Genomic DNA, 14,825 nt, shown 5'->3' on the forward strand with positions numbered 1-14,825 from the left:
TCCATGAAAAAAGCAAGCCTCCAACAAGGAGACTTGCACATCCTCTACATTTAAATGCAGATTCTTGTTATTTATAGATTAAACGTAATACTTTTCTACAACTTCTGCACAGCGAGCACATACTGTAGGTTGTGCTTCATTTGAACCAACTGTTTCAGAAATTGACCAGCAACGCTCACATTTCTCACCTGTAGCCTTCTCAACAACAATGGAAACATGCTCAAGTGTTAAAGCTTCAGCAGGTGCCTCCTCGATAGCAGCTACCTCAAAAGCTGAAACGATGGAAAGTTGTGCAAAGTCAATGTTGGCATCGTTCAATAATGCGACAATATCTTCTTTTGCGTAGATAGTGACTTTTGCTTCAAGTGATTTACCAATTGTTTTCGCATTACGTGCTTCCTCTAATGCTTTTAAAATATCATCGCGTACATCAATAATTTTTTCCCATTTTGTACGTAGGCTGTCAAAATTCGCTTGGACATCTACCTCTGGGAAATCTGTTAATTGAACAGAAACTTCTTCTACAATACCTTGAGCATGTAGATAAGACCACATTTCATCTGTTGTATGTGGGATAATTGGTGTCATGATTTTTACTAATGTCATCAATGTATCATAAATAACTGTTTGCATCGCACGACGATCCTTATTGTCATGACCCTCGATATAGACTACGTCTTTGGCAATATCAAGATAGAATGAAGATAACTCTACAGCAACGAAATTATTGACTACATGATAGACAGCAGCAAAATCATAGCGATCATAGGCAGCACGCACAGTTTTTAAGACATCCTGTAAGCGCATATACACATATTGATCCATTTCACGAAGCTCAGCATAACTTACACGATCTTTCGTAGGATCGAAATCAGCAATATTGCCGTGTAAGAAACGGAAAGTATTACGAATTTTACGATACACTTCAGATACTTGCTTTAACATATCCATAGAGATGCGCACATCTGCTGTATAATCAACAGAAGCAACCCATAATCGAAGTATGTCTGCTCCATACTGATCCATTACTTTTTGCGGAATAATCACATTCCCTAAAGATTTACTCATTTTACGTCCTTCACCATCAAGTACAAAACCATGTGTTAAAAGTCCTTTGTATGGTGCATAGCCGTTAATAGCTACAGATGTAATAAGAGAGGAATTAAACCAACCACGATGTTGGTCAGAACCCTCTAAATAGAGATCAGCTGGATATTTCATACCACGTTCTACTAGTACACCTTGGTGTGATGAACCGGAATCAAACCATACATCCATAATATCATTTTCTTTTGTAAATTCGCCGTTCGGGCTACCTGGATGTGTAAAGCCTTCTGGTAATAACTCTTTTGCTGTTTTTTGGAACCAAATATTTGATCCATTCTCACGGAATAATGCTGAGACATGACTAATTGTTTCAGGTGTAATAATAGGTTCACCATTTTCAGCATAGAAAATCGGAATCGGCACACCCCACGCACGTTGACGTGAAATTACCCAGTCTCCACGATCACGAATCATATTATAAAGACGAGTTTCTCCCCAAGCTGGTGTAAATGCTGTTGCTTTTACAGCCTCTAATAACTCCCCACGGAATGCTTCAACAGATGCAAACCATTGTGGTGTCGCACGATAAATAACAGGCTTTTTCGTACGCCAGTCATGTGGATAGGAGTGCGTAAAGAAATCAAGCTTTTCTAACGCTCCTACTTCTTTTAGTTTTTCTGTGACGAGTTTATTCGCATCATTATAAAACACGCCTTCAAAGCCAGGTGCTTCATCTGTATAACAGCCACTATTATCAAGAGGGCTAAGAATACCTAAACCGTACTGTTTACCAATATGATAATCGTCTTCACCATGCCCTGGGGCTGTATGAACACAACCTGTACCCGCTTCAGCAGTTACGTGTTCACCTACCATAATAAGCGATTCACGATCGTAGAATGGATGTTGTGCTACAATACGATCTAATGCCTCTCCTTTTACCTCTTGTACAACCTCATAGTCTACCCATCCAAGCGTAGTTGCCACTGACTCTAATAACTCTTTGGCAATGATGAATTTTTTATTAGCCACTGCAACTACTACATAGATAAATTCAGGATTCAAAGAAATCCCTAAGTTTGCTGGTAATGTCCATGGTGTTGTTGTCCAAATGATAAATTTAGCATCTGCTGGAACAACACCCTTCGCATCCTTAATTGCAAAGCTTACATAAATGGATGGAGATTTGATGTCCTTATATTCAATTTCAGCTTCCGCCAAAGCAGATTCAGAAGAAGGAGACCAATAAACCGGCTTTAACCCTTTATAGATATAACCTTTTTCCGCCATTTTACCGAATACTTCAATTTGACGAGCTTCAAACTCAGGCTTTAATGTAATATATGGATTTTCCCAATCACCTCGAATGCCTAGACGGCGGAATTGGGCACGTTGATTGTCAATTTGCTCATAAGCATACTCTTCACAAAGTTGGCGGAATGCTGCTACTGACATTTCTTTACGTTTTACACCTTTGTTAGTCAATGCTTGCTCAATTGGTAAACCATGTGTATCCCAACCTGGAATATAATTGACATGGTAGCCAGTCATGGAGCGATGACGTGTAATCATATCCTTCAATACTTTATTTAGAGCATGACCTATATGGATATCACCATTTGCATAGGGAGGACCATCATGTAGAACAAATTCTGGTCGACCTTCCGTACGCTCCATCTGTAATTTGTTAATATCCATGCCATTCCATTTTTCTTGCATTTTTGGCTCATTTGCCGGTAAATTTCCACGCATTGGGAAATCTGTTTTTGGCATTAATAAAGTATCTTTGTATTCAACCATTAAAATTCCTCCTTTATTTTACACAAACAGGTAGACATTTTTCTCATAAGACAGTTATTGGCAAAATTATCTAAAACGATTCGGAAACAAACAAAAAAAGCCCTCAATCCCACTAAGGGACGAGAAGCTTCTACTCGCGGTACCACCCTAATTGTAGTACAAAAAATTGCACTACCTCTTAAAAGCACGTTTAACGTCGTGCATCACGAAATAACCTACTTTTTTCAGTTATTTAGCTCAGAAGTGATGTTCAATGCTAGTTGTATGTTTGGGCTCTCACTGTCCCCAAATCGCTTAACAACGCCTAACAAATACTGTCTTCGTCTCTGCTTTTATGCATATCTGTTCAAAATAATTACTATTACAAAGTATATGAAATTCAAACAATCGCGTCAAGTTTCATTTGTCAATTACAGCAATTAAAAAGAAAAGTTAAATATCCTCAGAATCCTGTGCTTCTTCAACAGATGCTTGAATTTCTGTTAAATCGATATCATATTGCAGCAAATGATCCCAGTCATCTGCATTAAGTAAATCCAGCTGTGCTTCTACAAGCATCTTGAAACGATTACGAAATACCTTAGATTGCTTTTTAAGCTCATCAATTTCAATCGTCACCTTACGAGCCTTCGTCAAAGCTTCATTGACAATTCGATCAGCATTTTTTTCAGCTTCTTTTACAATGAGCTTTGCCTCTTTTTGAGAATTTCTTCTCACTTCATCAGCCGCTTCTTGTGCAACGACAATAGACTTCTGCAAAGTTTCTTCTAAGGTGTTGAAATGCCTCGCTTGTTCTAAAGCCATCTCTAATTGCTTATCAACCTCTTTTTTTTCACGAAGCAGAATTTCATAGTCTTTAATAATCTGATCTAAAAATTCATTTACTTCATCTTCAGCATAACCTCTGAAGGCTTTTGTAAACTCCTTATTATGTATATCAATAGGTGATAATGGCATACAATCCTTCTCTCCTTTACATGTACATTCGTAATTCCTATTATACAATTGTTCCGACAACTTAGCAGTAAAAATTAATGAAATTTACTTCACTTTCAGCTTTTTTGGGCCAATCGACCGATTTGAAGACGGATTTTATCTTTTTTTGTTCGGCCTTCAGTCATAATAATTTTCACCCGACCACTTCCACGTATCGATAAAATATCTCCCTCTTGTAATTCAAAAGCAACTGTATCTCTTTCTGTCCAATTTACACGAACTTTTTTCCCAGTAATTAAAGCTTGAGCTTTTTGGCGTGATACATTTAATACAGTCGCAATAATTACATCTAAGCGCATGGAAGATACTGTATGAGATTCCTCCAACCATTCTTCCTCATTTACAATAAGGGAATCCGCTTCTTTTAAAGACTCAATATGCACCTTAACTTTACCAATACCTGTTAAGTGTAACCGAACATATTCTGCTACCTCTTGAGCTACAACGAATTGCACCTGCTGATCATTTACACGAATATCACCAAATTTGCCACGGTTTAAACCTAATGAAAGCAACGCACCTAAAACATCAGGATGTCGTAATTGGACAAATTTCACTGGATATTGAATCGTAAAGGCCACTAACTGAAAGTCTTCTTCTATTGCTTCATAGTAAGTAGGAAAAATAAGCATACGCTGCCTCTCCGCCTCTTCAAATAAACCTGTGCATGCAGTTTTTAGGGTATCATTTTGCCCGATAATCGATGTCACAATAAAACGTTGTCTTGGATCAAGAAAATCTGTCAGCTTAGGCGCATAATGATCTTCAACCTCACGCTGCCAGCTTATTACCTGTTCAATAAAGGGCTGTTCATCTTTTCGAAAATGCTGGATTAAGTGTTCCATCTTGTTGTCTCCTCTTTCACTAGTTCCATTTTGCTTTGTTAGTTGGAAACTTAGTATTCCCAATTAATGACGTTTGGACGTCATTGTTTTAAAATTTTTTATTAGTCGCTTTAGTAGCATAGAAAATTAAAATAAATAAAAAATCCCCACCAAAACGTGAGGATTTACTTCTAAGCGAACATAAAATATATTTTCTGAATGACTATATAAAGCCCTCTTTCTATAAAATTCAGCATAAAGATGGCCACAATTGGCGAAATATCAATCATACCAAGAGGCGGAATAAATTTCCTAAAAATCCCTAAATATGGCTCACAAACTTTTTCAAGCATGCGACCAATTGCTGAATTTTGAGCGGCAGGCACCCAAGACATTAAGATATATGCAATTAGCATGAATGAGTAAATCTTAAATGCTAATGATACATAACCAAGTATAATAAAAAAAGTCATATAAACTACAATCCTCGCTATTAATTATCGTCTAAAATAAAGTTTGTAATTTCACCAGTCACTTCTACATTATCTGGCGTACAAAGGAAGATATCTTTACCGATACGTTGAATATCTCCAGCAAGAGCATAGACTGTGCCACTTAAAAAATCAATAATGCGTTTACCTTGTTCTCTTTCGATGCGTTGCAAATTGACAATTGTTGCACGTTTATTTTTTAAATGCTCTGCGATATCTTGTGCTTCTGCATAAACTCTCGGTTCTATTAAAACAACTTTTGCTCCCTTAGAACTCATAGCTGCCTGCAAACTGACAATGTTATTAGGAGTTGCTGTGCTTTGTGGCATGATTTCATGAATAGGTGCTTTGCGTTCTTTCATCATTTTTTTTGGCTTAACTGAATGAATCGGTTGCTGTTGTTGTATGGGTTGTTGTTGCTGAATAGGAGCTTGCGTGATTTCTTCTTCTAATTCTTCTTCAAGGTAAAAGAAGTTTTTAATCTTATTTTTCATGCTCATCCTGTTCCCCTCTTTCATTTCCAACAAGAGCCGTTCCGACTCGAACAAAAGTAGCCCCTTCCTCTACCGCAATTTCAAAGTCATTAGACATGCCCATTGATAACTCGGTACAAGGTGCGTGTGCGAATCCTTGCTCGGCTATTTGCTGTTGACATTGTTTTAATTGCTTGAAAACAGAGCGAATAATTGCTTCGTTTTCGGTGTTTGGTGCCATAGTCATTAAACCTACAACTTGAATCTTAGTAAAACCTTTTAATGCTTCTACAAAAGGCAAAACTTCTTCGATAGTTAAACCATGTTTTGATTCTTCACCAGAAATATTTACTTGTACAAAACATTTAACAGGTTGTTCGGCTCTTTTTTCAATTTCTTCTGCCAAACTCAAACGATCTAAGGAGTGTAAATAATCAATGCTGTTAATCACTTGTTTTACTTTACGTGTTTGAAGCGACCCAATGTAATGCCAATGAACATCAGCATGTATCTCAGTAATTTTACGATGTAAGCCCTCTGGTCTGTTTTCTCCTAAATGAGTGAGCCCTGCTTCAATTGCTTCTTGTGTTCTTTCAACAGAAACTTCCTTCGTCACGGCAATTATTTGGACTTTTTCGCCCTCACGATTCCCTTTTTTTTCTGCTGCTGTTATTAAATCATTTAGTTTGTTTAAATTTGTTAAGATTTTTGTCACTGTTTTTCCCAACTTTACAACAATAGTTTCTTTTATTGTAACAAGCAATGCTTGATTTATCAATGAATAGCCTGACCTATGTCAGCATACAATTCCCACAATTTTAATGTGCCTATGTCTTAGGAAAGGGCTTTGACTAAAATGACATCCTTACCAACAACAAGCACATCCTTCATATACACTTTTCTCACAGACTCTTCACCTTTAAAAAAACCAAGATATTTGCGAGGCTCTGCAATCAAAAATGCTGTCACATAGCCTGTTTCTTTTGATACTTCAGCATCTATTACAAAGCCTATAAATCGTCCATTTCCTGCTTCAATGACTTCTTTTTGTTGTAACATCGAAAAACGCAATGACATACCTCCTCTATTGTTTACTTTCGTATAAACATTTCTACTACCATCAAACTTTGCTGTTACTTTATATTTATGTATCATTTGTTCATTGAATGAAGATAAAATGCGCACCGAATTATACGATGCGCATTTTTTTATTTGTAATCTTTTTGCATTGTTTCAATTGCATTTTTTTCAAGACGTGAAATTTGTGCTTGAGAAATCCCAAGTTCTTTGGCAATCTCAGTTTGGGTCTCTCCATAATAAAATCGTTTGGCAACGATCATTTGCTGACGTTCATCTAGCTTTTGCAAGCTTTCCTTTACCGACACATAGGCAACCCATTGATCTTCTGATACATCATCATCACGTAATTGGTCCATCATATAAACAGCATCTCCGCCATCTGAATAAATGGGTTCCTGTAATGAAACTGGATCTTGAATGGCATCTAAAGCAAATAAAACGTCTTCCTTTTTCATGTCGATCATCTCGGCAATTTCTTCAATCGTTGGTTCTCGCAAATTATCGGTTATCCATTGCTCTTTTGCCTGCATTGCCTTATAAGCTATATCTCTTAGAGAGCGAGATACACGTAATGCATGATGATCACGCAGATGGCGACGAATTTCACCAATAATCATTGGTACAGCATATGTCGAAAATCGTACATTATGCTTTAAATCAAAATGATCAATGGCTTTCATGAGGCCAATACAGCCTACTTGAAATAAATCATCTGCCTGTTCACCTCTATAGGCAAATCTACCGACAATACTAAGCACTAACCTTAAATTGCACATCACAAGCTCTTCTCTAATCTCTGTTTCTCCAGCTTGTAATCGGATAAAGAGTTCCTTCATTTCCTCGTGCTTTAGAATTGGCAAAGTCGATGTATCTAAGCCGCAAAGATCTACTTTTGTTCGCATATTCGATTCCTCCGGATGTTATTCTCTGACTAAACCGTGACATCAGTTTGTCCGAGAGAAACAAGAATATGCACAAAAGCTGCGACCAATTTTAGGTAGGATAAATTTCCCTTTCTAAGAAATTGGTTGATTTAAATTTTCACGTAAATCTTGAATAATTTTCTTTTCTAAACGGGAAATATATGATTGCGATATGCCTAAATGATCTGCAACTTCTTTTTGTGTCATTTCAACTTTTCCATTGAGACCAAAGCGACATTCCATAATATAACGTTCACGCGCACCTAGTAAATTAATAGCGTGGAACATATGCTGACGTTCAATTTTTTTCTCCACATTATCTAAAATAATATGCTCTTCTGTTCCTAAAATATCTGACAGTAATAATTCATTTCCATCTGCATCAGAATTTAGTGGCTCATCTAAGGATACTTCACCCTTCATACGACTTGTTTTTCGTAAATGCATTAAAATTTCATTTTCAATACAGCGTGATGCGTATGTTGCAAGCTTAATATTTTTATCCGTATTGAACGTCTCAATTGCTTTTATTAAACCAATGGAGCCAATACTGATTAAGTCTTCGATTGGCGTTCCCGTATTATCAAAACGTCTAGCAATATAAACAACAAGACGTAAATTACGTTCAATTAGTGTGTCTCTAGCTCGTAAATCACCATTCATAAAGGATGCAATGACTGTAACTTCTTCTTCTCGACTTAATGGCACTGGCAATGAATCATTTCCCCCTATATAGTACGTTTCACGACTCCGAAACTTACTCCATAATTTTTTCAAGCTAGCAAGTAGCCTAAGAAGCAATAGTTCTCCCCCTCTATGAGTTATTTGAAAGCGCTGAAAAATGTAAAATTGCTGCTGTGCTATGTGGAAAATTTTTAGCTTTTTTGGTTAATACGATATATTCATTCATTTTCACTTGCGAAGGCTCCCCCTTTATATGCCACTCATCAAAGCGAAAACCAAGGACAACGGTTTGCTGCTGTACTGTATTGACATGAATAAATCGTATATAACGCTGATAATCTTCTGAAAACATAGATACATTGTACGGATCTGTTTCTTGCCATTCCATTAATGATTCCCGGAACGCTGAAGGTAAATGTGGTCTCAAAGCAGTATAGGAAACAAAATGAACCGGCTTTCCTGATAATGGCTCAATGGCTTGATTTCCTGTATCTACAAAGGCAGAAAGTGGTATCTTTGCCCCAAAGATTGTTAAAGTTGTATCAAATACAAATTGACCACTTAAGCGTTCTAATTTTACAAAACCCCATTGCTTATAAAATGCAATAAGATTTATAACTGCAAGCAAAAAGCAAATCATAATGAAATGGATGGAAGAAAGATTTTTTAAAAAAGGTTGTAGTGCTGTTAACAATCCGCCAATAACGATCGTTGCTGTTAACACAATAGGTCCTTGCTTCTGAAAGCTTCGAATCTTAAAGTGAAACGCTATACCAATTAACAATATAAAACTAAGAATTGTCGTCCACAGCACTTGACCGCCAATGACAGCTACAAAACTACTACAAATAGAACTCATTAATAATCTTGAATTTTTTACAAGGACTCCTGTTACTCTTGCCGTAAACGTGAGTATCGCTAGATTAAAAAGCGTATTAATGAGCACCAGCCATTCTCCATACATAACAGCCGCCTCCTACTTACAAAGTTAGCACGTTACTCCCACAAATATTGTCAAACAATCGCATCATTTCCTAAAAATGTTTTGACAAAAAACATGGTTTCCTTACACATTTGAACATCATGGCAGACAATATAAAAAGCTCGTATTTTACATATGTAAAATACGAGCTTTTTAGAAGTTAATTAACCACGATTTTTGCGGTTACGTAAAAATGCCGGAACCTCAAGCATGTCATCCTGTGCATAATTTTGCTGATTTTGACGTGGCTGCTCATGTTGAACATGCATTTCTTGTCGTTGTTCACGAATAGGTGCTTGTTGCTGTGGAGCAGATTGTCTGTTCATATTAAGTGTTGGTTTTGCTGTAGGTCGTTGTTGCTGTAAAGCTTCCTCTGTGAAGCCTGTCGCAATAACTGTAACAATGATTTCATCTTTAAGATTTTCATTAATTACAGAACCGAAAATCATATTTACCTCTTCATCTGATGCAGAAGCTACGATATCTGCTGCTTCTTGTACTTCAAATAAGCTAAGATTTGAACCACCTGTAATGTTCATAAGGACACCTTTAGCACCATCAATGGATGATTCAAGCAATGGACTTGAAATAGCTTTCTTTGCAGCCTCAGAAGCTCTGTTTTCACCTGTTGCAATACCAATTCCCATTAAGGCTGAACCTTTGTTGGACATAATCGTTTTCACGTCTGCAAAGTCTAAGTTAATAAGACCAGGTGTAGCAATTAAATCTGAAATACCTTGTACACCTTGACGTAATACATTATCGGCTTCTCTAAAGGCTTCTAACATTGGTGTTGATTTATCAACTATTTGTAGTAGCTTGTCGTTTGGTATCACAATCAGTGTATCTACTGCTTCTTTCATACCGCCAATTCCACCGATTGCTTGTGTTTGACGTTTACGACCTTCAAAAGTAAATGGACGTGTGACAACACCTACTGTTAGGGCTCCCAATTCACGTGCAATTTGTGCAATCACTGGAGCTGCCCCAGTACCCGTTCCGCCGCCCATACCAGCAGTCACGAATACCATATCGGCGCCTCTTAAAACCTCTTCTAGCTGTTCTCTGCTCTCTTCAGCAGCTTTTTTTCCTACTTCTGGATTTGCACCTGCACCTAATCCACGCGTTAATTTAGCCCCAATTTGTAGCCTTACTTCCGCTTTGGATAAATTTAATGCCTGAGCATCCGTGTTAACTGCGATAAAGTCAACACCTTGTACACCATGTTCTATCATTCGATTGACAGCGTTGTTACCGCCGCCACCAACACCTATGACCTTTATTACTGCAAGTTCATCAACACTTGTATCAAATTCTAACATCTCTTTTTCCTCCCACGGTAACTCGACTCTGTATCATTCATTACGCATTCTAGTTAATCAAAAAACTTATCAAATAATTTTTTTGCTCTCCCAATTACGCTTTCTTTTGGTTCTGAAGGTGCAGAATACTCTTGCTTTTTGCTTATAGCTGGTTGAGCCCCTACAACTGCATATTCAACAGGCTGCGTATTCGTACTTTTACCGTAAAAATCATCTTCTAAATAGGCGTAACGAATAAGTCCAACTGCCGTCGCAAATGAAGGCTCTCTAACACCGATATAATCGGGTGTATAGATTCTAACACGCGTTTGTAGAATTTGACGTGCTAATTGGGCAATCCCCTCAAGCTTTGCAACACCACCAGTTAAAACTACACCGCCTGGTAAATCTCTAACACCTAAACGTGCTAATTCATCTATAACTAACTCTAGTAATTCTTCTAATCTAGCACCGATAATCTCCGATATATAACGTTGGCTGTACTGATCAGTAGAATCTGTACCCACGACAGGCACTTCAAAGAGTTCGTCATCTGATGCGTCATCATAAAAGGCGTGTCCAAACTGGTGTTTAATTTGTTCTGCTTGTTCTGTTGGTGTTTTTAAAACGATTGAAATATCTTTCGTTATATGATCACCACCAACTGGTATGACACCCGTATGCGTTAATAACCCCTCTTCAAAAACTGCAATTGTTGTAGATCCGCCACCTAAATCAATAAAGGCAGTTCCTTGGTTTTTTTCATCTTCTGTTAATGCAAAGTAGCCTGATGCTAATGGCTGCAAATATATTTCTCGTATACTTAAACCCGCTCGCTCAACACAGCGAAGAACATTGTGTAAAAGCGTTTTGGATGTCGTTATCATTGTTGCATCCATTTCAAGACGGATGCCAATCATACCACGAGGGTCTTTAATTTCATCAAGGTTGTCCACAATAAACTGTCTTGGAATGATGTTAACTAATTCACGTTCAGGAGGTATTGACATGACTTGTGCAGATTCTACCACTCTGTCTAAATCATCATCTGTAATTTCTCTATTTTCACTATTTACAGCGACAACACCTTTAACTAGCTGTAACATCGTCTGGTTAGCTGGAACGCCTAAAACGACTTCATGGATTTGATAACCAGTCATTCGTTCGGCCTGTTCTATTGCTTTTCGAATAGATTGTACTGTTGCATCAATATCAACAATTGCACCTTTTCGAACTCCATTCGACTTTACATTTCCGACGCCAATTACATGTAATTGCCCGTCACTCATTTCACCTATTAATACCTTGACAGAGGAGGACCCAATATCAAGGGAAATGTATAAATCTTGCTGATTCAATTCGCTGCACCTCCTTGAAAAATGCTCTTGTTTTCATTCTATTGTAAATTTGGCATAATGTCTAAGCAAATCGAGTATTTTGGTCAATTTTTCTCTCATTCTATGGAAGTTTTTTTCCGCTTGTGACGTTTCTCATCTAACCGAGTTAGTAATATACGCCTAATAATTGCTATATTTTGGAATAAACGTACTCCAAAAGCGAAAATCGCTGCTAAATACAAATCTATCCCCAAATTCACTCCTATAAAAGCTAATCCTGCTGCTAGAACTATATTAAAAAAGAATCCTGATACAAAAACTTTATCATCGTAAACTTGCTGTAATTGAGCACGAATACCTCCAAATAATGTATCTAAAGCTGCTAAAACAGCTATTGACAGATAATTTTCATACATAGAGGGGATTTGTATATTTGTTAACAAGCCAAGGGCAAGTCCAAATACCAAACCTAAAAATGGTAGCCACATATATTAATCTCCTTTTTTTACCTCTGCTAAATAATCATTTGTCAACGGCTGATCAAATGCTGGAATTTGTAACTGTTCAATTGGTTCTTCAATTACTAAATTAAAATTGTCTAAATAAAATGAGTCTATAAATGTTGAGGCCTGCAAGGAATTATACATTTTTTGTGCTGCTTTATAATCGCTTGTCCCAACAAATATCTCAAATGAAGGCGAAGACAGTGGTATACTGTTTACTGTTGTCTTACCATTAATATCCCGTATGGCTGTTGTTTGTACTACCCGATTACCATCAATTGAGACATTAGTAGCATTGTTCTTAAAAAGGGTATTCAATAATTGAGTTAACAAATCGGGTGAAATCTCTTTAATTTCATAGCCCATTTCTATCAGTTCAGGTGCAGGTTCAACTCGAAGTACAACACCTGGCCCTATAACTTCTGTTAATCCTGCTTGTAGCTTTAAACGATTTAATGTTTCATTTAAAGCTGCTTGCTGATTTACTTTTTCAGATTGCTCATAGCGATCCACTACTTCATGAAGTGAGCGAATTTCTGCCAGTAGTGCGGAATGTCTTTGTTTTTCTTGTGCTAATTCCTCTCTTATTGCCCAAATATCTCGTGTATCTCGCTCAGCTGGTTTTTGTATGGTATTGTATTGTACCGCTATCATCAAACCGATAATAAATAGCACGATCGTTATTCGGGTGTACATATTTCTTTTCAAAATAGCCCCTCCTAGACGTATCGTATGCCCCTCAGAATACGACTTTGAATTGTATAATTTTCTACAATCGACTATATAACTGAAGGCTAAATTAAACATGAAGTTTAAAGTATAGAACTTGTCCTAACTTTCTATTTTTACTTTTGGCATGGTAAGCTTCTGATTTTCTTCAAGTGACACAACAATATTGTCATTTAGTAATTGATCCACCACGCCCCCGTTTAAGTTTAAAGAAGCTATTAATGTATCTGAATCACCAACCGCTTCGATTACAAACGGAGCTGGATGTTGTGTACCATCAATTGTTATTACTGGGCCATTACAGCGAATATAAGAACTCGCTAATACACGTTGTCCATTAATAGCAATAGCTTGCGCGCCTGAAATTTTTAGTTCATTTAACAATTTAAATACATGACTTTCATGGACAATATAGTCATTTGGATTTAAGGATTTTGGATCATAGTCTCCATCTTGAAGGGTTATGCGTATGCCCTTCCCCTCACTCTTTAGTTCACCGAGTAAAAGCCGTAAATCTTCTGCTTGCTCAACAAGCTTCTTGTAGTCCTTTTCGTTTGAAGCAAAGGATTTTTCATACTTCCGAATTTGTTCTTGTAAATGATTTAGTTCTTCCGTAAGTTCTTTATTGCGCTCTTGTTGAGTGATTAGCTCCTCACGATAAGAATCTTCTTGCTCAAAAAGCTCAGAATTAATAGTGCCTGCTTCTCGATTATCTTTCGCCTGGTTGTATGAATAGCCGATGATAAATCCTGTTGTTACACAAACAATTAGTAATTCGAATTGTTTTCTAGTAAAAAAACTACCTTTGCTATTCGTCTTCTTGTTGTTCATCTTCTGTCACTTCCTGGTTAACCATTTCACCATCTGCATTTACTTCCATGTCAATACTAATCTTGTTGTATTCCTCGTTAAAAGGACGATAGTATGAACCGACCTCTAAATCAATCACACCTTTTTCTAAGTTAGCAATTTGTGCGACGATAGAGGGGTAGTAATTTAACTTTTCCGCTAGTGTCTGAATAACAGCACGTACTTCGTAGCCATCATTCATATAAAGCTTGACTGCATTTGGATTAGCTTCATTACTATTCGTGTTAACCTGTGAAATTAAAGCTAATACTTCGGGCTTTAATTGTGCTAGCTGTTCAACAAGCTTATTAATTGTCTTTTCACCAGTTATCCCGATAAAAACAGGTGCATCAATGGGTGTATCATTTCCCGTTTGTTCAAAGCGCTTGCCGTTTTCTAGCAAAGGATAATAAGTCCCATCCCCAGCTAAGTACGCAACTTTTTTCCATTCTTTAATATCAATTGTTACGCCTTGTAACCAGTTACGGTTAACCTGTACTTCTTTTACCCATTTATCCTTTAATAAAATCTGTTCAATATCTTCCACTTTGAAACTCCACATTGATTTTCCTGGCGCAAGAGTACTTGCCTCCAAATAATATTGGTCATTCGCTAGCTTTGCACCATTGACAGTGATTTTATTGATGTTACTGTATGGAGATTGAAAATAAAGGAGTACTGCTAACACAATAAAGAAAAGTAATATTAGCACTATAAATTTCCGGTTTGTACGCTTTTTTCGTCGCTTTTTTAGCGTAGGTATGCGTTCTTCTATATCAATTACTTTCTCCACAAAAGTACTCCTC

General features: G+C 37.1%; 16 protein-coding genes and 1 other annotated feature. All 16 genes read right to left on the reverse strand.

Annotated elements, in window-relative coordinates; translation table 11 throughout:
• Positions 1–78: 78 nt before the first annotated feature.
• Positions 79–2,847, reverse strand: coding sequence for an isoleucine--tRNA ligase (gene ileS / locus AC1RFD_RS12605; RefSeq protein WP_492474957.1), 2,769 nt, complete (start codon positions 2,845–2,847; stop codon positions 79–81).
• Between the two features lie 112 nt (positions 2,848–2,959).
• Positions 2,960–3,183, reverse strand: a binding site (T-box leader).
• A 96-nt stretch (positions 3,184–3,279) separates the two neighbouring features.
• Positions 3,280–3,804, reverse strand: coding sequence for a DivIVA domain-containing protein (locus AC1RFD_RS12610; protein WP_004227329.1), 525 nt, complete (start codon positions 3,802–3,804; stop codon positions 3,280–3,282).
• Between the two features lie 95 nt (positions 3,805–3,899).
• Positions 3,900–4,688, reverse strand: a complete 789-nt coding sequence (locus AC1RFD_RS12615; RefSeq protein ID WP_492474958.1) for a YlmH family RNA-binding protein — start codon at positions 4,686–4,688, stop codon at positions 3,900–3,902.
• 170 nt (positions 4,689–4,858) lie between these two features.
• Entirely contained in the window at positions 4,859–5,140 is a 282-nt protein-coding gene (locus tag AC1RFD_RS12620; RefSeq protein ID WP_004227322.1) for a YggT family protein, read from the reverse strand.
• A 20-nt stretch (positions 5,141–5,160) separates the two neighbouring features.
• Entirely contained in the window at positions 5,161–5,658 is a 498-nt protein-coding gene (locus AC1RFD_RS12625) for a cell division protein SepF (protein WP_004227319.1), read from the reverse strand.
• Positions 5,642–6,346, reverse strand: coding sequence for a YggS family pyridoxal phosphate-dependent enzyme (locus AC1RFD_RS12630; protein ID WP_054549893.1), 705 nt, complete (start codon positions 6,344–6,346; stop codon positions 5,642–5,644). Before AC1RFD_RS12630 ends, AC1RFD_RS12625 begins: the two co-directional genes overlap by 17 nt.
• Before the next feature lie 119 nt (positions 6,347–6,465).
• Entirely contained in the window at positions 6,466–6,708 is a 243-nt protein-coding gene (locus AC1RFD_RS12635) for a PRC-barrel domain-containing protein (protein WP_225340754.1), read from the reverse strand.
• A gap of 131 nt (positions 6,709–6,839) precedes the next feature.
• Positions 6,840–7,613 carry an RNA polymerase sporulation sigma factor SigG gene (gene sigG, locus AC1RFD_RS12640; RefSeq protein ID WP_004227313.1) on the reverse strand — a complete coding sequence of 258 codons (774 nt, stop codon included), beginning with the start codon at positions 7,611–7,613 and terminating at the stop codon, positions 6,840–6,842.
• A 114-nt stretch (positions 7,614–7,727) separates the two neighbouring features.
• Entirely contained in the window at positions 7,728–8,435 is a 708-nt protein-coding gene (gene sigE, locus AC1RFD_RS12645) for an RNA polymerase sporulation sigma factor SigE (RefSeq protein WP_009373518.1), read from the reverse strand.
• Positions 8,436–8,448: 13 nt separating this feature from the next.
• Positions 8,449–9,282 carry a sigma-E processing peptidase SpoIIGA gene (locus AC1RFD_RS12650; RefSeq protein ID WP_492474959.1) on the reverse strand — a complete coding sequence of 278 codons (834 nt, stop codon included), beginning with the start codon at positions 9,280–9,282 and terminating at the stop codon, positions 8,449–8,451.
• Positions 9,283–9,464: 182 nt separating this feature from the next.
• Positions 9,465–10,622, reverse strand: coding sequence for a cell division protein FtsZ (ftsZ, locus tag AC1RFD_RS12655; RefSeq protein ID WP_004224858.1), 1,158 nt, complete (start codon positions 10,620–10,622; stop codon positions 9,465–9,467).
• A 53-nt stretch (positions 10,623–10,675) separates the two neighbouring features.
• The gene (gene ftsA, locus AC1RFD_RS12660; protein ID WP_004224856.1) at positions 10,676–11,959 is read right to left on the reverse strand and encodes a cell division protein FtsA; all 1,284 of its coding nucleotides are present in this window, start codon (positions 11,957–11,959) and stop codon (positions 10,676–10,678) included.
• A 95-nt stretch (positions 11,960–12,054) separates the two neighbouring features.
• Complete coding sequence (locus AC1RFD_RS12665) at positions 12,055–12,426, reverse strand: small basic family protein (RefSeq protein WP_048394651.1); 372 nt, start codon at positions 12,424–12,426, stop codon at positions 12,055–12,057.
• Between the two features lie 3 nt (positions 12,427–12,429).
• Positions 12,430–13,149, reverse strand: a complete 720-nt coding sequence (locus AC1RFD_RS12670) for a DUF881 domain-containing protein (protein WP_036077135.1) — start codon at positions 13,147–13,149, stop codon at positions 12,430–12,432.
• Between the two features lie 123 nt (positions 13,150–13,272).
• Positions 13,273–14,001, reverse strand: a complete 729-nt coding sequence (locus tag AC1RFD_RS12675) for a DUF881 domain-containing protein (RefSeq protein WP_048394654.1) — start codon at positions 13,999–14,001, stop codon at positions 13,273–13,275.
• The gene (locus AC1RFD_RS12680; protein ID WP_048394656.1) at positions 13,979–14,812 is read right to left on the reverse strand and encodes a cell division protein FtsQ/DivIB; all 834 of its coding nucleotides are present in this window, start codon (positions 14,810–14,812) and stop codon (positions 13,979–13,981) included. The genes AC1RFD_RS12675 and AC1RFD_RS12680 overlap by 23 nt, the downstream gene beginning before the upstream one ends.
• Between the last annotated feature and the right edge of the window lie 13 nt (positions 14,813–14,825).

This window comes from Lysinibacillus sp. GW823-FHT02G10 (assembly GCF_058797135.1).

Coding starts and splice junctions, on each gene's coding strand:
- ileS (WP_492474957.1), bottom strand. CDS start 2,847: ATGGTTGAATACAAAGATACTTTATTAATGCCAAAAACAGATTTCCCA.
- AC1RFD_RS12610 (WP_004227329.1), bottom strand. CDS start 3,804: ATGCCATTATCACCTATTGATATACATAATAAGGAGTTTACAAAAGCC.
- AC1RFD_RS12615 (WP_492474958.1), bottom strand. CDS start 4,688: ATGGAACACTTAATCCAGCATTTTCGAAAAGATGAACAGCCCTTTATT.
- AC1RFD_RS12620 (WP_004227322.1), bottom strand. CDS start 5,140: ATGACTTTTTTTATTATACTTGGTTATGTATCATTAGCATTTAAGATT.
- AC1RFD_RS12625 (WP_004227319.1), bottom strand. CDS start 5,658: ATGAGCATGAAAAATAAGATTAAAAACTTCTTTTACCTTGAAGAAGAA.
- AC1RFD_RS12635 (WP_225340754.1), bottom strand. CDS start 6,708: ATGTCATTGCGTTTTTCGATGTTACAACAAAAAGAAGTCATTGAAGCA.
- sigG (WP_004227313.1), bottom strand. CDS start 7,613: ATGCGAACAAAAGTAGATCTTTGCGGCTTAGATACATCGACTTTGCCA.
- AC1RFD_RS12650 (WP_492474959.1), bottom strand. CDS start 9,282: ATGTATGGAGAATGGCTGGTGCTCATTAATACGCTTTTTAATCTAGCG.
- ftsZ (WP_004224858.1), bottom strand. CDS start 10,622: ATGTTAGAATTTGATACAAGTGTTGATGAACTTGCAGTAATAAAGGTC.
- AC1RFD_RS12665 (WP_048394651.1), bottom strand. CDS start 12,426: ATGTGGCTACCATTTTTAGGTTTGGTATTTGGACTTGCCCTTGGCTTG.
- AC1RFD_RS12675 (WP_048394654.1), bottom strand. CDS start 14,001: ATGAACAACAAGAAGACGAATAGCAAAGGTAGTTTTTTTACTAGAAAA.